Annotated in this window: 14 protein-coding genes; 12 read left to right on the top strand and 2 right to left on the bottom strand. The window is 52.6% G+C overall.

Annotated elements, in window-relative coordinates; genetic code table 11:
- Positions 1-319: 319 nt before the first annotated feature.
- Positions 320-799 (bottom strand): DUF2621 domain-containing protein, encoded by a 480-nt coding sequence (locus tag AC1VOR_RS20240; protein ID WP_482620518.1) that lies wholly within the window; start codon positions 797-799, stop codon positions 320-322.
- Between the two features lie 142 nt (positions 800-941).
- Between AC1VOR_RS20240 and AC1VOR_RS20245 the strand changes: the two genes are divergently transcribed.
- From AC1VOR_RS20245 to ppnP, 12 genes are all read left to right on the top strand, one after another.
- On the top strand, positions 942-2,054 hold the full coding sequence (locus AC1VOR_RS20245; protein ID WP_482620520.1) for a deoxyribonuclease IV: 1,113 nt from the start codon (positions 942-944) through the stop codon (positions 2,052-2,054).
- Between the two features lie 34 nt (positions 2,055-2,088).
- Positions 2,089-2,988 (top strand): formyltetrahydrofolate deformylase, encoded by a 900-nt coding sequence (gene purU / locus AC1VOR_RS20250; RefSeq protein ID WP_482620522.1) that lies wholly within the window; start codon positions 2,089-2,091, stop codon positions 2,986-2,988.
- 228 nt (positions 2,989-3,216) lie between these two features.
- A complete protein-coding gene (locus AC1VOR_RS20255; RefSeq protein WP_482620524.1) occupies positions 3,217-5,586 on the top strand; it encodes a DUF7408 domain-containing protein in 2,370 nt (789 codons plus the stop codon).
- Positions 5,583-6,521 (top strand): ABC transporter ATP-binding protein, encoded by a 939-nt coding sequence (locus AC1VOR_RS20260; RefSeq protein ID WP_482620526.1) that lies wholly within the window; start codon positions 5,583-5,585, stop codon positions 6,519-6,521. The genes AC1VOR_RS20255 and AC1VOR_RS20260 overlap by 4 nt, the downstream gene beginning before the upstream one ends.
- Positions 6,508-7,524 carry an ABC transporter permease gene (locus tag AC1VOR_RS20265; RefSeq protein ID WP_482620528.1) on the top strand — a complete coding sequence of 339 codons (1,017 nt, stop codon included), beginning with the start codon at positions 6,508-6,510 and terminating at the stop codon, positions 7,522-7,524. The genes AC1VOR_RS20260 and AC1VOR_RS20265 overlap by 14 nt, the downstream gene beginning before the upstream one ends.
- Before the next feature lie 29 nt (positions 7,525-7,553).
- Positions 7,554-9,251, top strand: coding sequence for a phage tail tape measure protein (locus AC1VOR_RS20270; protein WP_482620530.1), 1,698 nt, complete (start codon positions 7,554-7,556; stop codon positions 9,249-9,251).
- Positions 9,252-9,277: 26 nt separating this feature from the next.
- Positions 9,278-10,267 (top strand): AAA family ATPase, encoded by a 990-nt coding sequence (locus AC1VOR_RS20275; protein WP_482620531.1) that lies wholly within the window; start codon positions 9,278-9,280, stop codon positions 10,265-10,267.
- A complete protein-coding gene (locus AC1VOR_RS20280) occupies positions 10,264-11,151 on the top strand; it encodes a DUF58 domain-containing protein (protein WP_482620532.1) in 888 nt (295 codons plus the stop codon). Before AC1VOR_RS20275 ends, AC1VOR_RS20280 begins: the two co-directional genes overlap by 4 nt.
- 64 nt (positions 11,152-11,215) lie before the next feature.
- Positions 11,216-13,330, top strand: coding sequence for a vWA domain-containing protein (locus AC1VOR_RS20285; protein WP_482620534.1), 2,115 nt, complete (start codon positions 11,216-11,218; stop codon positions 13,328-13,330).
- Positions 13,314-16,250: a VWA domain-containing protein gene (locus AC1VOR_RS20290; RefSeq protein ID WP_482620535.1), complete on the top strand. Its 2,937-nt coding sequence runs from the start codon at positions 13,314-13,316 to the stop codon at positions 16,248-16,250. The genes AC1VOR_RS20285 and AC1VOR_RS20290 overlap by 17 nt, the downstream gene beginning before the upstream one ends.
- Positions 16,251-16,482: 232 nt before the next feature.
- Complete coding sequence (gene tkt / locus AC1VOR_RS20295) at positions 16,483-18,507, top strand: transketolase (RefSeq protein ID WP_482620537.1); 2,025 nt, start codon at positions 16,483-16,485, stop codon at positions 18,505-18,507.
- Between the two features lie 30 nt (positions 18,508-18,537).
- The gene (gene ppnP / locus AC1VOR_RS20300) at positions 18,538-18,855 is read left to right on the top strand and encodes a pyrimidine/purine nucleoside phosphorylase (protein WP_482620539.1); all 318 of its coding nucleotides are present in this window, start codon (positions 18,538-18,540) and stop codon (positions 18,853-18,855) included.
- A gap of 80 nt (positions 18,856-18,935) precedes the next feature.
- On the opposite strand, the gene AC1VOR_RS20305 is transcribed toward ppnP, so the two are convergent.
- Positions 18,936-20,360 (bottom strand): hypothetical protein, encoded by a 1,425-nt coding sequence (locus AC1VOR_RS20305; RefSeq protein ID WP_482620541.1) that lies wholly within the window; start codon positions 20,358-20,360, stop codon positions 18,936-18,938.
- Positions 20,361-20,389: the final 29 nt, after the last annotated feature.

Raw genomic sequence — 20,389 nt, forward strand, 5'->3', positions numbered from 1 at the left:
ACCTCCCTATAAATTAGCCGATAATGGGCTTTTAGGACTGAAACGGGAGAATTAACAGGACAATTTCCCGCTAAATCGCAAAATAGAGAGATTTGTCCATAATTAGCTGGAGGATTTCCTGTTCATCGAAGAACGAGGCCGTGTGTTCGAATGGCTGTTGTATATAATTTTGTTACGTGTCGTGGAGAGCGGTACGTTTGCAGGTTGTAATGTATAAAAAAGAGAAAGGTGCTGCTTTTAGAGTCTGTACGCTCTAAAGCAGCACCTTTTCTATCATGTAGTCATGTAGATTCATAAGGTATGTTCACAGGATTGCGGTTTACTTGTTCAGCAAATGACGATATGGCTGATAGTCGATCTGATTCTTCTCCAGGAAATGTACCAAAAATTTGTTGTCGCGCTTGGGCGTGGCTATGATGTATCCTTTGATACAATGCTCCTGTGTTACCTCAGAGGCGTTATCCTCAAGAGCGGTCTTGCCGATTTCAGCCGCAATGGAATGCTTGGCGATATCGCGAAAGGGGCTGGGCACGGGCTCAACGAGCTTGTCGAGGAAAGCCTTGGCTTCATCCGTCCATAGGTGGCGGCTCTGTTCGACCCAGTGATTTTGCCAGTCCAGCTTGGACATGCCATCCGCCTTGGGCAGCACTTTGAGAAATTTGCGGAACATGAAGAAACCGCCAATGGCCATCATGCCCAGCAACACAAAACCCCAGAAAGCGATGCTATTCATGAACCAGCGGCTGGGTCCCTCAGAAGTTGCCATCAGGAAAACAAATGTACCTTGTAGCACCGTCATCACCTCGAAGATCAATTCGCTTTTTATTTCAAAAATGAGCTAATCTGTTGAAATTATACCTTATTTCTTTATTTATTTCAGCATTCAAGCTAAAATAAGGGATGTTTAGCGATTTACCGTCCCAAAGGAGGCAGAAATATATATGTTAAAAATTGGTTCTCACGTTTCATTTTCGGACAAGGGTCTGCTTAGTGCGACAGCAGAGGCAGCTTCATATGGCTCCACTTCCTTCATGATATATACCGGAGCACCGCAAAATACGCGGCGCAAGCCGATTGACTCGATGCATATTGTAGAGGGAAAGCAGGCGATGGAACAGGCCGGAATCGGCGAGATCGTTGTTCATGCCCCGTACATCATTAACCTCGGCTCCTATAAATCGAACACTTATCAATTGGCGGTTGATTTTTTGCAAGAGGAGATTCGCCGTACTCATGCCATTGGCGTACGCAATATCGTATTACACCCCGGTGCCTTTACAGATAAGGATGCTGAATATGGCGTAGCGCGGATTGCGGAAGGCTTGAATGAAGTGTTGAATGGTACCCAGGAAACCGAGGTTCGCATTGCGCTTGAGACTATGGCTGGCAAAGGTACGGAGATGGGGCGCAGCTTCGAGGAACTCGCGCAAATTATTGACAAGGTGCAGCATAACGATCGGCTGACAGTATGTCTGGATACCTGCCATATTCATGATGCGGGTTATGATATCGTAAATGATTTGGATGGCGTGTTGCGTCATTTCGACGATACGGTCGGATTAGGACGGATCGAAGTTGTGCACGTAAATGACAGTAAAAATCCGGTTGGCGCAGGGAAGGATCGCCATACGCCGATCGGCTCCGGTTGGATTGGCTTTGAGGCGATTCAGCGCGTGGTGCATCATGAAGCGCTCAGTGGTCGTCCGTTCATCCTGGAAACACCTTGGGTTGGAAAGGACCCCAAAACGCAGCGTCCGATGTATGAGGTGGAAATTGCCTTGTTACGCGGTGAGGTGGAAGCACGTTTTGGTGAGGCCTTCCTGAATGATGTGGAACGGTTAGCTGATTTCTTCACTAAAGAGGGAATTGGAGCACGATCCTACGTGCTGGACACCTGGCATATGCTCAAGAATGATGCCAAAGCCAAGAAGGCCGACCCAAGAGAACCTATGGAACGGTTATATGATGTAGTCATGGGGGCAGGCTTGTTCCCTGACCGTACTGAGGAAGAGATTAACCACCGGCTGGTGGCCTGGTTTGCCCAAGGATCGTAGATGACAGAATAGATGGCAGGGGGATATGCAAACGATGGATACACCTACGAAGACGGGAAGACAACCCGTTAAGCCTTATGAAAACAACCGTGCGCGCATGTTAATATCTTGCCCGGATGGACCGGGTATTGTGGCAGCAGTATCCCGCTTTCTGCATGAGCATGGTGCGAATATCGTACAATCGGATCAGTACACGATGAATCCCGAAGGCGGGATGTTCTTTATGCGGGTGGAATTTGACCTGGAAGCATTGGATGATCGGATTTCGGACTTGCGTGCGGACTTTGATGAGGTTGCCGCAGGGTTTAATATGCAGTGGAACATTCATCAACTCAGCCGCAAGAAGAAGCTCGCGATCTTCGTATCCAAGGAGGACCATTGTCTGGTCGAATTGCTCTGGCAATGGCAGGCGGGTGATTTGGATGCCGAGATTACGATGGTGGTCAGCAATCACCCTGATATGCGGGAATACGTGGAATCTTTCGGTATTCCTTATCATCATATTCCGGTAACCCCTAGCACCAAGCGGGAGGCGGAGCAGCAGCAACTGGATATTGTTAACGGTAAAGTAGATCTTATTGTGCTGGCCAGATACATGCAAATTGTGTCGCCGGCTTTGATTGAACCGTATCGCAATCGTCTTATTAACATTCATCATTCATTTCTCCCTGCTTTTGTGGGTGGGAAGCCGTATGCCCAGGCCTATGACCGGGGAGTGAAAATTATCGGCGCTACCGCCCATTACGTGACCGAAGAACTGGATGGTGGCCCGATTATCGAGCAGGACGTTCAGCGTGTCAGTCATCGGGATGATGTCTCGGAATTGAAGCGGATTGGGCGTACCATTGAACGTGTAGTGCTGGCGAGAGCCGTAAAATGGCATATTGAAGATCGTATTCTCGTGCATCAAAATAAGACTGTCGTGTTTAATTAATTTGTAGGGCAAACCATGGATTTAGCCTCGGGCCAACAGGTGGAAGTTTCGCTTGTCCCGGGGCTTTTTCTAAAATAAACCGCAGGCAGGTCTAAGGTAGTTAGCATGTCCATCTGGCAGCGGTAGGCTTTGGCAGGGAAACTTTAGGGAGTCCAGATACGTTATAATGACAATAAGTGCAAGAAAAAGTGCAGAAATGAGAATTCAGTTGGAGAGGGGCAGGAATGCGTGCATTTATCGATATCGAATCAATCAAGGCGTACGGGACTCATGCTGAAGGTGGTATTCGTACTGCTGACAGTATGCTTTTTGCTGGGGGTTTCAGCGCCGCTTACGGTGCAAGCGGCCGAGCCTAAACTGACAGTAGAATCCGAGCTGGGCTACGGCGGTAAAATTACCATGAACGAATGGGGACCGCTGTCAGTCAAATTGCTCAGTGACAGGGATATTTCCGGGGAATTGGTTGTAGAGACAGACAACCCGTATACAGGGACGTCCTCTTCCTTTGTTGAGCGAGTGGATTTGACAGCAGGGGAGGCGAAGACTGTTCAGTTCGCCGTGCTGGGCAATAGCTATGGCAAGGATAACAACAGTATCAAATTTTACGAGGGAACGGTGGAAAAAGGGAAGTATATTCCGTTCAGCACCGGCCGTGCTTACATACAAGGCGCAGCAGTAGACAGCCTGATGATTGGTGTTCTGGCGGCTGACCCGGATACCCTGAATTTTATGACGGCCAGCGGGAATAGACAAAATACTGTAGTGGCTCCACTTGGGAAAGAGCAGGTGCCGGAGGATGCAGTTCTATTATCCACGCTGAATGTTATCGTGATGAACAACTACCCGGCAGATACCTTGTCGGAGAAGCAGATTGAAGCGTTGCGTCATTGGGTCAAACAAGGAGGAAGTCTCGTTCTGGCCGGTGGACAAGGGTATGCCAAGACGTCCAAGGGCTTTGAAGACATGGCTCCCGTGGAGGTTAAGGGCAACGCAGATTTAAATGAATTGACCGCGTTCAGTCAGGCAACCGGTGAACCGCTGAAGCTTGCCGAGCCGTTCCCCGTATCTTCGGCAGTGCTGAAGGAGGGAGCGGAGAGCGTGATGTCCTCGGATGGGTTGCCTCTGGTAGCCTCGCAGTCCGTGGGCAAAGGAAATGTCATCTATGCGGCTTACGATATATCCATGGACCCCGTGTATCATTGGCGTGGTCATACTGACCTGTGGACCAAAATTCTGCGCGAGCCCTTTATGGGAACGGGCATGCTCCACGGAGGGCAATCCAAATGGAATTTAATGAGCGGATTTTCCTATGTACTAGATTATTTTCCATCACTAACACCGCCGCCGTTTTCACTGCTGTTCTGGATGCTGGTGCTGTATGCCGTTCTGGTTGCACCGCTTCTGTACTTCGTGTTGAAGAGGTTTGATCGGAGGGAGTGGGCTTGGGGTCTCATACCACTTATCGCGATTATTGCCAGTGTATCGATCTATCTGGCGGGTACCAGTGGCAGAGGCGATATTCGCTCACATACGTTGAACATTATCGAGCTTGACGGACAGGGAGAAGCGGTCAAATCGGCTTCCTCCGCTTTGTTTGTGCCTCGGGCTGGCACTTATCAGGTTGAACTTCCTGCGGGAACCCGGGTTTTGGTTGAGCGTGAGGGCAATCCGTTTGGCGGTCAAGCGGGCGGTAGCAATCGTCAGTTGCTCCGGGTAAAAGCGGAGGCGACTGAATTGACGCTCCGCGAGATGACGCCTCGGTCGATGGCCAAGCTGTGGATGGAGCATCCCGAGTCGTTGAATACCGGCAAGCTACAGATTGACGTGTCATTCGATAGTCAAGGAACGCTTCAAGGAACGGTGACAAATGAGACCAGCAGTGATCTGAAGGAAGCTTATATTGTTGCGGCCAGCCAGGTTTATGCGCTGGGCGAGCTGCCACGTGGAGGTCAGGTTCAGCTTCCTGCGGCGTTCACTTCTGCCTACAACAGCGACTACGGATCGGCCCTCTTTCCCTACTCCGGGTACTCCCGAGGCTCTTCTTACGAGGAGAAGGAACGGGAACGAGCTATGATTAACCGATATATGGAGGCTTCCGGAAGTTACGGAAGATATGCGCTCCTGGCCTGGAGCACGGCTGCTCCTGATCAAGGGGACGGCTACAAGGTCGATGGCAAGCAGCCCCAAACGGATTATTTGAATCTGTGGGCTCAGCCCTTTGAGCCAAACTTCAAGCTGAACGGACAGGTAGATATTCCGTTTGGCATGATTCTTCCCGATATCGCCAGCAGTACGGCGACAGAAATTTACAGGGAACGGACCGATTATGTCAATATGTCTGCGGGAGAGGTCATCTTGGAATTTGTCCTGCCAGCAGACGAGCGGATCAAATATCAGGAAATTCAAATCCGGTCCACCTTCCCTAATAATGCTGGAATGCAGGTCTGGAACGAGCATACAGGCGAATGGGAAGCTGCCATTATTGAGGCTGCCGAGCATTACGTTCAGGGCGGGACGGTCAAGGTGAAATATACCACCACGGAATGGACCTCCTTCCAATTGCCCGAGATTATGCTGAGAGGGACGGTGGCTCCATGATTGAAATTCAAAATCTGACGAAAATGTATGGTAACTTTGCTGCGCTGAAAGATGTGAACATCTCCATTGGCAAAGGGACGGTATTTGGATTTGTGGGACCCAATGGGGCGGGCAAATCTACTACAATGTCCATCCTGGCGACGCTGCTCGCTCCGACTTCCGGTTCTGCGAAGGTGGGAGGGTATGAGGTGACGGAATATCCTCATGAGGTTCGCAAGCGAATTGGTTACATGCCGGACTTCTTCGGGGTGTACGATCAATTCAAGACCACCGAGTATTTGCATTTTTACGGGGCGAGCTATGGAATTCCCCGGGCGGAACGTGAGCAACTGATTCCCCAGCTTCTTGAACTGGTCAATTTGAGCGACAAGCGGGATGTTTATGTAGACAGCCTCTCACGAGGCATGAAGCAGCGGTTATGTCTGGCCCGTTGTCTGGTTCATGACCCCGATGTGCTGATTCTGGATGAACCGGCTTCCGGATTGGACCCGCGTGCGCGAATCGAGATGCGGGAGATTCTCAAGGAACTGAAGCTGATGGGCAAGACCATTATTATTTCGTCCCATATCCTTCCCGAGCTGGCAGAGATGGTGGATGAAATCGGAGTTATTGAGCATGGCCGAATGGTGGCCCAAGGTAAAGTCGCCGATATCCAGAATCGGCTGCGGGTCAAGAGAGTGCTGCATATCCGGCTTCTGGACCGATCTGAGGAGCTTGCGCAGCGCCTGCGTGATGAATTGCATGTCAGTCAGGTACTGTGTGATGAGACCGGGGTGCATGTCCATTTCGATGGTGGGGATGCCGAGCAGGCCGTTTTGCTAGCTGGTATTCTTGCGGCAGGCTTCCAGGTGATCTCGTTCCACGAAGCACAGAGCAATCTCGAAGACGTATTTCTGGAGATTACAAAAGGAGGCGGAGCGCATGAACTGGCGTAGCATAGTGATGAATCCGGTGCTGGACAAAGAATTCAGGCTGCGAATGCGTTCGGCCCGCTCGGCAATTACAGTCCTTGCTTATGTTCTCGTCACGGGGCTGCTGGCCATGGGGATTATTTATGTACTGACGGCGGGAATGGGCACATCCAGAATCGATTCGGAGACAAGCCGAATGATGTTCTATGCGCTCAGCATTGCGCAGCTTGTATTAATTGCCTTCATGACGCCAGCCCTTACTGCGGGTGTAATTAGCGGTGAACGTGAGAAGCAAACGCTGAACATGCTGCTGACCACACAGCAAAGCTCGGCGGCAATCATCCTGAGCAAGTTGACTTCATCGCTTAGTTTCATGGCGTTGATCATTGTGGCCACACTCCCGGTGTACAGCATCGTATTTCTGTACGGCGGGGTATCCATGGGGCAGCTTGCCTCGGTATTCCTGTTCTATCTGTTTATCATGCTCTTGCTGGGAGCGCTGGGTGTATGCTTCTCCACGTTGTTTAAGAGAACGATTCTGGCGGTAATCATGACCTATGGGGTTGGGCTTGCCATCTTTTTGTTCACCGGGTTAGCCTATCTCTTCGCCTTGGGCATTGATCAAGCGAATTACTATGGGTCAGGAGCGCCGCCGCGTGCATATTCCTGGGTTGGCTACCTGCTCGGGCTGAATCCGGCAGGGGCGTTAATCAGCATATTTGAGCCTTCGTTCTCGAAGGAAGTATTTCTGGTGCAAGGGAGCAATCTCCAGGCTACTGCACCGATTCAGCTCTGGCAGCAATTTTTGTTGGTCTATAGTGTTGTAATTCTGCTAACGCTGTGGATTGCTATCCTTAAAATCCGTCCGGTGCGGGCTAAACGGCGTTCCAAACGGAGCGATGGCTCTTTGGCTCAGACCACTGTAATGCATAGTGAGGCCGGAACTCAGGAGGGCGTGTCCACTACGCCCGGGGAGCCGGAAATGATGAAGAAGGTAGAATCTGAAGTGTTCAAGGAACGAAAATAATATGATTTTCCCGGAAGGAGCATCGGTCCATGGAACAGACAGGCATGGAGAAGCTGCATCAGCAACTGAATAAAGTAACGTGGCGAGTCCGGCTGATTCGTCTGTTATCCGGGGCCGGGTACGGCAGTCTTGCCGCGCTTGCCCTGATCTTGCTCTGGCTTGCGGCGGGAAGATTGTGGCCAATTCATTACCTTGGCTTGTACACCGCGTTAAGTGGCTTGCTGTGTATCATTACCGGAGGCGTGTGGGGGCTGCTGCGTCCGGTGCCCAAGCTACTTGCTGCAAGAACTATGGATCATCGTACAGATGAAGGGGAGCGGCAGGACGCGATGGTGACCGCGTTGTCCTTCGCCGGGAACGATAGCTATGCTGCACGACTCCAGCGGGAGCAGGCGGCAGCCTACGGTGACGAGTATGTACGGAAGCTTAAGCACTTTCTGCCTCTGCCTGTGCCTCCTCGTCGTAGGTTCATTATAGCTTGTTGCGCTGCCATGGTTGCTGCAGCTTTGGTGCTGGTGCCTAATCCAATGGATAAGATTCTTGAGCGTGAGCGGCGGCAGCAGGCTTGGATCCAAGCCCAACTGGAGGAGACGGACAAGAGTCTGGAAGAACTGGAGGCAAGTGAGCTGGAGCCACTTGTAAAGGCGCCTCTGAGGGAAGAACTGGTTAAGCTCCGCCAAGAACTGGCTAATGCGAAGCAGCCGGAGGAAGCTCTGCGGTCGCTCGAAGAGAGCATGAAGCAGTTGCAGGAGATGGCGGAGCGTCAGGAGCTACAAGAGCAGCAGCGTTCGGAGTGGCTTGATGCCTGGAGACAGACGCCCAAGCTCGAAGGTCTTGCTCGAGCGCTGGAGCAGCAAGATGCTGAGGGGCTTTCGGAGGAACTTGACAAGCTGAAGGAGCAGCTTCCCAAGCTATCTACTGAAGAGAAGGAACAACTTGCGGAGGCGTTGTCACAATTAGCTGAGCAACTGCCTCAGGAAGGTGAGCAGTCCAAGGAGCTTGCTGAAGCGCTCCGCAAAGCGGCGCAGAACATAGCCGAGAGCCAGAGTGGTGCGGAGATCGACTTGTCTGAGCTGGCAGCGGCCCTGGAGGAGGAAATGAAGTCTTCCGGAGTAAGCGGGTCTCAGGCGGCAGCGACATCCGATCTGGCCTCCGCCCTTGCGCAGCAAGGGCTTGGACTGGCGGAAGAGATGTCCGCCGCGGGATTCCCGGTATCGGATACCTGGTCGATGGGCGGCAGCGCCGAGCAGTGGGCTTCGGCAGCCGGTAGCGGAGGTTCACCGGGAGGCGAAGGTGGCGAAGGTAATGGCGCCATGGAAGGTCAAGGTCCGGGTTCTGGCCAAGGAGGCAACGGCCAAAGTCAAGGTGGTCAGGGAAGCGGCAGTGGTCAAGGCTCAGGTAGTGGAGGGGCTGGTCAAGGCCAGGGACAAGGTCAGGGCCAAGGCGCTGGTGCGGGACTCGGTAGTGGTAGCCGGTCGCTGGTGACCACCCCTCGTAAAGGCTCATCAGGCGGTGGCAATGTTGAAGTGGATAATGGCCCTACCAGCGGTGGCCAAGTGCAGAAGGGAGGGCAGGGCCCGGTGTTTGACGGAGCGAGCCGCCCTTATGAAGAGGTGTACAGCGATTATGAAGCTGAGGCGAAGCGGGCTTTGAACCGAGGTGAGCTTCCGCAGAGCCTGCAAGGTTTGGTAGAGAGTTATTTTACCGAGATTGATCCGGGCCATTAAGCGCGTGAGAAGAGAGGGGAATGTTGATGTTGGAGCCAACGGCTGAAGTGAAAAAATGGAGTGATACGATTGCGGGTGTCCGCGAGCAAATTGCCAGAGTCATCGTCGGACAAGAGGATGTCGTTGAGCAGATGCTGTGGTGCATTTTTGCAGGAGGACATGCCTTGCTGGAGGGCATTCCGGGACTTGGGAAGACAGCGCTCGTTCGAACGGTAGCCGATACGCTGGAATTATCCTTCTCACGTATCCAATTTACACCCGACTTGATGCCAAGTGATATCACCGGTACCAATGTCATCTCGTTTGGTCCGCAAGGGAGTGCCGAGATGACGTTCCAGCCGGGTCCGGTATTTAGCAGCATCGTCCTCGCCGATGAGATTAACCGAGCTTCACCGAAGACCCAAAGTGCAATGCTGGAAGCGATGCAAGAGCAGACGGTAACGGTGGGCGGGGAGACGCGGAGTCTGCCGCGGCCGTTCTTCGTCCTGGCCACGCAGAACCCGCTGGAGCAGGAAGGAACTTACCCCTTGCCTGAAGCCCAGTTGGACCGGTTCATGCTCAAGATTCATGTCGGTTATCCTTCTCAAGACGAATTGAAGGAAATTGTACGAAGAACCACCTCCATTCTGATGCCATCGGCAGACAAGGCAGCCTCTGCGCAAGAACTGCTGGACATTCGGCAGGCCACCAGAGAGGTTCTGCTGGCTGACGAGGTGTTGGATTATGGCATCCGTCTGCTAATGATGACCCATCCCGAGGAGGAGGGTGCACCGGAGATGGTGCGCAACTACGTACGCTTCGGGTCCGGGCCGCGTGGTATTCAGTCGATAATATCGGCAGCCAAGGTCAGAGCGGTCAGCAAGGGACGGATGCATGTGTCGACGGGAGATATTGCGGCTGTAGCTATTCCTGCGCTGCGGCATCGGCTCTTCTTGAACTTTGAAGGCCAATCGTCAGGTATTGCTACGGATGATGTAATACAGGAGATTCTTGGCTTGCTGGAGAACAGGAAATGACGGCTTCCCTGCTACCGCCGTCCATGTTACCCAAGCTCGAGCGCTTGTCTATCCGGTCCAAGCGGCATGTGCGCGGCACTACGCAGGGCAAGCGACGCTCCGGGCAGCTTGGTGCTTCACTTGAATTTGCTGATTACCGGGAGTATACGCCAGGTGATGATATTAGAAGGTTCGATTGGGGAGTGTACCGCCGCACGGGCCGGCCGTTCATTCGTCAATACTGGGATGAGCAGGAACTGACCCTAAGTCTGTATCTGGATATTTCCGCTTCAATGAATTTTGGACAGAAGCTGGATATGGCCAAAAGGCTGGCCGCAGCCGCAGGTTATATGGCCCTTTCTTCCGAGGATAAGGTGCAGGCGCTGCTGCTTGGGAATCGTCCTTCGGACAAGCTGCCTCCACTTAGGGGGAAAGCCGCAAGCTCGCGGTTGTTCAAGTTCTTGCAGGAGGCCTCCGTCTTAACGGGGGGGAACGTGGCAGAGGCCTTACGGCAGGTTCAGGTCCGTCCCAGAGAGAAGGGGATGGCCTGGATTTTCTCAGATTGCTGGCTGGAGGGTGGTCCGGAGGAAATGAGGGCCTTACTTGTCAGGCTTATGGCGATGGGGCAAGAGCCGGTGCTGGTGCAGATTGTATCGGGAGAAGAGCTTGCTCCAGGGTATAGTGGCGACCTGCGGCTGATTGATAGTGAACTAGGCAGCGGTAAGGAGGTTGCCATGAGTGGTAAAGTGCTCAAAGCATATGAGCGGGAAGTCGAGCAGTACACCTATGAACTGAAGGAAGCTTGCGCCCAGCTAGGCGCACGATATGTGCAAATTCGTTCGGATTGGCCGGTGGAGCAGGCGGTATTTGCCATGTTGCGTGGAGCAGGAGCTTCTGGAAATTGAGAGCGGGTAACGCGATCGGGGGCTTCAAGAAACATAAAGATCACTGAGGAAGGAGGAGGCGGATATGGGGATCGGATCATGGATAAGTCTCTGGTTTGCGCTGGCTCTTCCAATCATCATCATTTTATATTTGTTCAAACGTATCTATATCGATACACCCGTATCTAGCCATTTGCTCTGGCGACGGGTGCTTTTGAATATGGAAGCGAACCGTCCTTGGCAGAAGCTGCAGAATCGGCTCTTGCTTTGGCTCCAGTTATTGGCCGCTGCCTTGCTGGTGCTTGCGCTGATGCAGCCTTTCCTATGGCGAAGCGGGGAGCATCAGGGGCATACCGTCCTGATTGCCGATACCTCGGCCAGCATGAGCGCTACCGTATCCCTGGAGGCTTCCTCCGACAATCCCGGCAACTCCGGGTCAGGCAGCAAGCTGGATCTGATGAAGCAGCAGCTTCATACTTATGTCCGAGAAGCTGGAGCGGGCGAAGAAATAACCTTAATTCGGCTGGGTAACAGGCCTGAAGTGCTATTGACCCGCGAAAGGGACACTGCCTCGTTGTCCCGCGTGATCGATAATCTGTCTATAGACTACGGGAGCGCGGCTTACCGCGAAACGTTGTCACTCGCGGCAGCTTTGACCCGAGGGGAAGAGGCCAAAGTGCTGTTAGTTACGGATACGCGTTGGCCGGATAGAATTGGCGCTGGAGCAGTGGCTTTTGATGTGCCTGTTCAAATCATGCCCATTGGTGCAGATAGACAGGACAACACTGCGATTGAGCAGTTTGGGGTTAAGCGTTCGTCTGGAACGGAAGAAGGCGAAGGGCTGGAGAATGGAGCAACCGAAGGAGTCCAGCACGGAGTAGCTGTTATCCGTAACGACGGAGAGGCTCGCAATTTGATATTGGACCTTTACGGAGATAGCAAATTGCTTGCCTCTCGCGAATTGACGGTTCAGCAAGGAGAGAGAATGACTGTTCAGTTCAGTGGGTTGTCATCCGCTGAGGTGTACCGTTTGTCCCTGAATGCTGAGGATGCGTATTCCCTTGACAATGAAGCCTTTGCTTTCCGGGAGCAGGCGGGAGATGCCAATGTATGGCTTATCTCGTCAGGGAACTTGTTTCTGGAGAAGGCTTTGCAGTTGACGGGCGCGAAAATAACCCGAATTGCTGCGACTGCGCCAAACGGTGGAGAAGGGGGATCTGCTGCCCCTGCTGCCCCTGCTTTGCCTGAGAGCAAGCCTGATGCGGTAGTGATTGAAGGCTCGCTGCCATCCTATACGAAGAGTGGGGCTTGGGCGAAGCTGCTCGCAGAGACGCCGTTGTGGATGATCGGCGAGGGTGAGCAAGGCATAGCGCTGGAAAGCGCAGACACCCAAACGATTAAGCACCCGGTCACCCGTTATTTGCAGCTCAAGGAGCCCCCGGCAGGCCGATTAATCGACGCAGAGGTGCCTCCCTGGGCTAAGTCGATTCTCACGGTAGGGGGACAGACGGCAGCTTATGCCGGAACCGAGAACGGTCGGCCGAAGCTGGTCTTCCTGTTCAGGCTGGAGGACGGAGATCTGCCACTTAAACCGGAATTTCCTGTTCTGGTTGATAATGCGGTAGCCTGGCTCAAGTCCGGATTAAGAACCGGACTGGGCCGAGCAGCGGCTGGAACAGAGATGAACATTCCTGTAGCCCAGGATGCGGCATCTGCCGTATGGACGGCGATGGATGGTTATGCGCGGACGGCAGAAGCACAGCCAGTCCCGGCCGTTCTTCTAAATAGTGGTGCTGTTTCTTCCAGCCAACAGGCCCCGGGTATTCCTGGCTTGTGGAGGCTGGATGTTACGGGAAGCGACGGCACAGAGCAACCTGGATATTTGCTGGAGGTCACCGCTGATCCCCTGGAGTCGGAGACGGCTCCGACGGAGCAGTTAGCGGCGAAGCTGCAAGCCGGAGCAGAGCATGCGAGCAGCGGAGTGGAGCAACAGGGTAGTGAAGGAAGCCAGGAGACGGATGTCAACACAGAGGCCGAGGGTAGTCAGAGTAACGACGATACTCCCGCAAGTCCGTTGACCCAGGCAAATAGCGAAGGGGTGAAGCGCGATGCCGCCCCACTAGTCAAATGGATCGTATTACTGGCCTTATTGGTTATTCTGGGGGAATGGGGGGTGTACCAGCGTGGGCGTTCAATTTGATCATCCGTGGCTGCTGCTTCTGCTGCCTATACTTGCAGTAGGTGCGGTGTACGCTTACCGTAAAGACTTCAGGCTGAGTGGGGGTCGAAGGAAATGGGCCATTGGCTTGCGTACGGCAATTTGCGTGCTGTTAGTGCTCATTTTGGCTGGATTCCATACCTTTACCCTGGTGCTGATTAAGGAGATTGTGTTTGTTGCCGATCGTTCGGCCAGCGTTCCATCTACGGCCCCGATTGATGATTGGGTCGGGGAGGCCGTAAAGGCCAAGGACAATGGTGACTTAGCCGCGACGGTTTCATTTGGATTAAATACAGTTATTGATAAACATTTGAGTGAAGCACCGGAAATTCCGCCATGGGGCCAAAATGAGGTATCCCGGGAGTTCACAAATATTGAGCATGCGGTATCGCTGGCCGGGAGTCTGTTCCAGGGGCAAGCGAACCGCAGAGTGGTTCTCGTTACAGATGGTAAGGAAAACGTTGGAGCCGTGTTGGAGGAGGCCAAGCTGCTCAAAGATAGGGGCATTGTCGTCGATGTACTGTCCGTTCCTGCGCTGGAAGAGAATGATGCGTCTATCGAGGAATTCCTTGTTCCGGAGAAGCTGTATCCTGCCGAGTCGTTCGCTTTCGAGGTGCTTGTTCGTAGTACCTATGCCGGTAGCGGTGAGCTTCGGCTATATGAGGATAATCGCGAAATCGGCCGACATGCGGTTACCCTGCAGCGGGGAGATAATCGCTATTCCTTGCAAGGCTTGGCGAGAGAGCCGGGATTGCATCGTTACCGGGCCGAGATTTTTCTGGAGGGTGACGAGCAGTCGGCCAATAATGCACATTATGCTTTTACCCGGGTGACCGGGACTCCCCAGGTGCTGATTGTAGAAGGGAAGCCGGGGACTTCGGCTAATCTGGAGAACGCTTTGCAAGCGGGGTTAGTCGATTATTCTGTTGTAGCCCCGGGCATGTTATCCTCCGAACTGGCGAAATATGCCGCTTATGATAGCATCGTCTTCAACAATGTATCCGGTGAGAAGGTAGGCGGACGTCAGATGGATCTGATAGAGCAGGCTGTTCGCTCCTATGGTGTTGGCTTTATGATGGTCGGAGGCGAAGATAGCTTCGGGATGGGGGGCTACTTCAAGACACCGATCGAGCGATTGCTGCCGGTATCGATGGAACTTACAGGTAAGCGAGAAATTCCATCCCTGGGGCTGGTGCTTGTCATTGACCGCTCGGGGAGCATGGACGGCGACAAGCTGAGGCTTGCGAAGGAGTCGGCGATCCGTACGGTGGAACTATTGCGTGAGAAGGATACGGTGGGAGTTATCGCCTTTGACGATCAGCCTTGGTGGGTGGTAGAGCCGCAGAAGCTTGCTGACAAGGAAGATGTTATTTCGCGCATCCATGGCATTCCGTCCGGTGGAGGAACGGATATTTATCCAGCGGTGTCCCAGGCTGCAAGCAAAATGCTGGAGCTTGAGGCGCAGCGCAAACATATTATTTTGCTAACGGATGGTCAGTCGGCGGGCAATTCGGCTTATCAGACTTTGATCGATAGCATGGTGGAAGGCAAAATCACAATGTCGACGGTGGCTGTCGGCGATGATGCCGATGTGCAGTTGCTGCAAACTCTGGCATCCGGGGCCAAGGGACGTTACTATCTGGTTAAGGACGAGACGACGCTTCCGGCGATCTTTAGCCGTGAGGCGACCATTATTGCCAGAACCTATATCGTAGACAAGCCCTTTGTTCCGGCGCAGGTTCAACCTGGAGATTGGAGCTCCTGGTTCCAGAGCGGCTTGCCGCAAATATACGGTTATGTCGCTGCTACCCCGAAATCTACGGCTCAGACGGTACTGTCGAGCCCGGAGCCGGACCCCCTCTTGGCCAGATGGCAATACGGCTCAGGTCGAACGGTAGCATGGACGAGCGATTTGACCGGGAAATGGTCCAGAGATTGGGTCGCCTGGTCCGGTTATGCGGGGCTGTTCACCGACATGGTTAAATGGACGTTCCCACAGTTCTCCTCCTCCGCCTTCGAGGTGGAGACGGCTCACACGGGAGACGAGGTTCGTTTTACGGTACGAGCTGCGGGAGAGCCTTACCCGCGTGAACTCACCGGAAAGGTGACCGGCAACAATGGCGAGGAGACAGAACTTCGCTTAAGCCAGGTATCACCGGGGATTTATGAAGGTAATATGAGGGTGACGGAGCCAGGTTCCTTCCTGCTTCATGTACAAAGTGTAGAGGAAGGTGAGCAGGCGACTAGCAGCATGAGTACGGGGTTCGTCATTCCCTATTCGCCGGAGTACCGTCTGGCTACAGACAGTCTGTCTGGTGAGCGCCTGGAAGCAGTAGCCGAGTTGACCGGAGGCAGGCTGCTGGCCTGGGATGCACCGGAGGCGGCGTTTGGCTTCGCACCGCAGCCCCACCGCAAGCTGGAGAATTGGGATCGGCTGCTGCTGATCCTGGCCTTGCTGCTGTGGCTTGGCGATATTGCTGTTCGCCGGCTGGCCGTGCCATGGAGCCGGCTGCTGGAGTGGCTCGGCCGGCCGGTCCGGCGCAGCGCCCGGCCCGCGGCAGGCGGCGCTGTGCCTGCCGCGCCGCCAGAGCCTGGCGGGCTGGGCCGACTGGCGGCCCGCAAGTCCCGCACTGCCGCCTTCTATGGCGGCGGCAGTAGCGGTAGCGCTGACCGCGTGCGCGAGGTCAGCGAAGCAAGCGGCGCCCCGGCGGAGGCGCCGCAGGAGGTCCGCCCGCCGCGTAGCGGGGCGGACGCAAGGTCCGCGGCCACAGGCGCGCGGACCGGGGCCCCGTCTCCACCTGTGGAGGAGACGGCAGGGCAGGCCGGCGCGGAGACGGAGTCTGCGCCCGGCCAAGAGCGGCTTGGCCGCCTGCTTGAGGCCAAGCGTCGGGGGCGGCGCTAGCCTATGCGCGGCGCCGCTGCTCCACCAGCCCGGCTGCATGGCATGCCGGGCTGTTCCATATCGTAGAGAGGGCTATAAGTCCGGAAATGTTGGAATAATGGTATGGAAAACGGGTGGTTGAAGTGGTACAATAGATAAAGTCAAAATGATTTTTTCAAAATGAATGTTTTGTAATCGCCGCGTAAATTTTCAGTATTTTCAAAAGCAGGTTTACATTTAAGGAGGAAAACGAATGCCACTTTCTGACAACAACACCATTGACAATTTGTCAATTACAACGATTCGTACGCTGGCTATCGATGCTATTGAGAAGGCAAAATCCGGTCACCCGGGGATGCCGATGGGCTCCGCACCGATGGGATATCAATTGTTTGCCAAATCGATGAATCATAACCCGGATGAACCTAGATGGATCAATCGCGACCGCTTTGTCCTGTCTGCAGGTCATGGCTCCATGCTCCTCTACAGCTTGCTTCATCTGAGTGGATATGATCTGCCTTTGGAAGAAATCAAGCAGTTCCGCCAATGGGGCAGCAAGACGCCAGGTCACCCTGAGTTTGGGCATACGGCCGGGGTAGACGCAACGACTGGACCACTGGGTCAAGGTTTGGCCATGGCTGTAGGTATGGCGATGGCAGAAACACAACTTGCGGCAACTTACAATAAGGGTGAGTTCAAAGTAGTTGACCACTATACTTATGGAATCTGTGGCGACGGCGACTTGATGGAAGGTGTGGCGAGTGAAGCTGCTTCTTTGGCTGGACATTTGAAGCTCGGCAAATTAATCTTCCTTTATGACTCCAATGACATTACCCTTGACGGTACACTAAATCTTAGCTTCTCGGAAAATGTAAGACAACGCTTTGATGCTTACGGCTGGCAAACGCTGCTTGTTGAGGATGGCAACGATCTGGCGGCGATTGAAGCTGCGATTGAAGCGGCCAAGGCAGATGGCGATCGTCCTACGTTGATTGAAGTGAAGACGGTCATCGGTTATGGCAGTCCGAACAAGCAAGGCAAAGGCGGTCACGGTGGGACGCATGGTTCTCCACTTGGAACGGATGAAGCCAAGCTGACCAAGGATTTCTACAAATGGGTATATGAAGAGGATTTCTATGTTCCGCAGGAAGTCCGTGAGCATTTTGCTAAAGTCAAGGAACGTGGTATTGCGGCTTACCAGGCTTGGCAAGAAACCTTTGCCAAATACAAAGCGCAGTATCCTGAGCTGGCTACCCAATTCGAGCAAGCCATCGCTGGAGAATTACCTGCTGGCTGGGATGCCAAGCTGCCTAAATACTCGGCTTCTGACAAAGCGGTCTCCACTCGTGTAGCTTCCGGTCAGGCACTGAATGGCCTTGCGGCAGGCGTTCCTCAACTGCTTGGTGGTTCGGCCGACTTGGAAAGCTCGACCATGACGCATCTGAACGACTTGACGGTGTACACGCCGGATACTCGTGATGGCCGTAACCTGTACTTTGGCGTACGTGAATTTGGCATGGCGGCTGCAATGAACGGAATTACGCTGCATGGCGGTCTTAAGGTATTCGGTGGTACGTTCTTCGTATTTACGGATTACCTGCGCCCGGCAGTACGCTTGTCCGCATTGATGAACTTGCCAGTAACTTATGTTCTGACACATGACAGCATCGCGGTCGGTGAGGATGGACCTACTCATGAACCGATTGAACAGTTGGCTTCGCTTCGGATCATCCCGAACCTGACGGTCATTCGTCCGGCAGATGGTAACGAGACATCTGCAGCTTGGGCCTATGCGGTAGAGAATCAGGGGAATCCGGTAGCGCTGGTACTGACCCGGCAAAATCTCCCGATCCTGGACACTACTGAAGCAGCGGCTCGTGAAGGGGTAAAACGTGGGGGATATGTCGTATCGGAGGCTAAGGATGGCAAAGCCGTGGCCCAAATCATTGCAACCGGCTCTGAAGTGCAACTTGCCGTTAAGGCACAAGCGGCACTCGCTGAAGAAGGTATCCATGTCCGTGTAGTCAGCTTGCCGAGCTGGGACCTGTTCGACAAGCAAGATCAAGCTTACAAGGACTCGGTTATTCTGCCTGAGGTCAAAGCCCGTGTAGCCGTAGAGATGGCTCATCCGTTTGGTTGGGACCGCTTCGTAGGTGAGAAGGGTTCGATTATCGCCATCAACAAATTTGGTGCTTCGGCGCCTGGCGACAAGGTGATTGCTGAGTATGGTTTTACTGTAGAAAATGTCGTGAAGCATGTTAAAGCTCAATTGAGCTAAAATATCGTAAGAGCGAAGGGAGAGGGGAACGTGACGCAACAATTGCAAAATGTGACCGTAGACAAACAAGCCAACATTTATTTCGATGGTAAAGTGACCAGTCGGACCGTCTGGTTACCGGATGGAAATAAACTGACGTTGGGGATCATGCTCCCCGGGGAATACGAATTTGGTACCGATTCTCTGGAAGTGATGGATATCCTGTCTGGAGAGTTGAAGGTACAGCTCCCCGGCGAAGCCGTATGGAGAGAGATCAGCGGACGCGGAACGTTCACGGTGCCAGCCAACTCTTCCTTCAAGCTTGAGGTGAGTAGTGTAACAGACTACTGCTGCTCTTACGGTTCCTAACAGCTTACTTTAATCTAAAAAATCGCAAGTTCGATGAATGATTCATTCAGAGCTTGCGATTTTTATTTTGGCCCGGCAGGCTACACGTAAGTCCTGCTCAGCAGATCCTCCTGATAGGCTTGCCATAACTCTCCAGAGAATTTCAAGGCTGTGGCCTGGTTTGGGAGCAACAAGCGGTCAAGCATGGGCTTTACTTTATCCGTATTAAAAATGTGAACTTTCTCTATGGCGTATTCATCATCGAAGCTGTAGATCAAACATTTTTCCTCAATGTAGATGATAGCTAATTTACTAAGCTTGCTGTTAATAATCTTGAATTTTGCTCCGTGCTCATCAGCCTGTAAATGGGTATTCAAGCGTTGCATATACTCAATTCTTTGCTCCTTAGCAACCGAATACGTACCTAGAAAGGGAATGAGCACCTTACCTGATAAGGGGAAATCATCCAGGTCTTTACGTGAAAAGAAAATCTGAGTTTGTTTATTCAGGAGACTCTGAAGTAATTGCCAAACAAAATCCGCCATATCCTGTCCTAGTCCCATAAGCTGAATTTCATACTTCTCAAGCAGGTAGGCTATGGGTAAAAAGGCGTATACACTATCAATTCCTCGTTCTAAAATCTGTGAAATAGCCTCGCCATTATTGTGCAAATACTCAATAACCTCATCGCGTCCATAACTTATTTTCTGAATATCCTTATTCATCAAACTGTTATAGAACAAATTCAGATAGCTTCTATGAATGATGGGAACTAACAATGGAGTTCCATCAATTTGAGAATCGAACATGAAGAGGAGTTTTCCTTTTAATAGAAGAAAGGGTTGCCCCAAATCGCCAGCGGCTGACCAAAGATTTAACTTGAACCCTCTCTGACTGAATGTAATAAAGTTGAGGGAAATCCCCTTCCCTTTTATTGAAGATTCGTGAATTGAGCCATCAAAAAATTGATTTAGCGTGACATGCGTGCATTTGTTGGGATTGATCAATAAGGTCTTGAGCAGAATGTCCGAGTATGCGGGATCATAGGTGGGGATGGTGCTATATACCTCCAATGATTCATCGGGACTGCTGTTGATATAGTGAGATAACATGATGCACAGCATATTGAGCACAGGTGTGGTACCCAGATAGAAAAATCCTCGTTTGTTGAACTCCAGATTAATCTGATGGGCCCCGGCGGTGTCGTTATCGAGCGCGAATTCAAGGGCATAGGTCAAGAAAGTACGCAAGTCATCAATCGCTTTAAAATTATAAATGACTGGAAACAAGTTGATGAGCTTCAGGTAACAGCCATGGGAATAAATGCTTTCGGCAAAATAATCGGCGGCTTGCTGGATAAACAACTTCTTTTCCTTCAGGGAGGGCAAACGGCTACCAGTTAAAATTTTGCTGAGTCCACTAGGTGTCATATTCATGCTGATGGCAAAATCGGTTTTAGGCTTCTGTGCAATGTTAATCAATTCATCGAGTAAATAGCCTAAATTCATATTTGTATTTGGGTTCACACACATTTGTTCCTTTCTTGAAAAAAATT

It is taken from the genome of Paenibacillus sp. 1SOY10, from assembly GCF_056836745.1.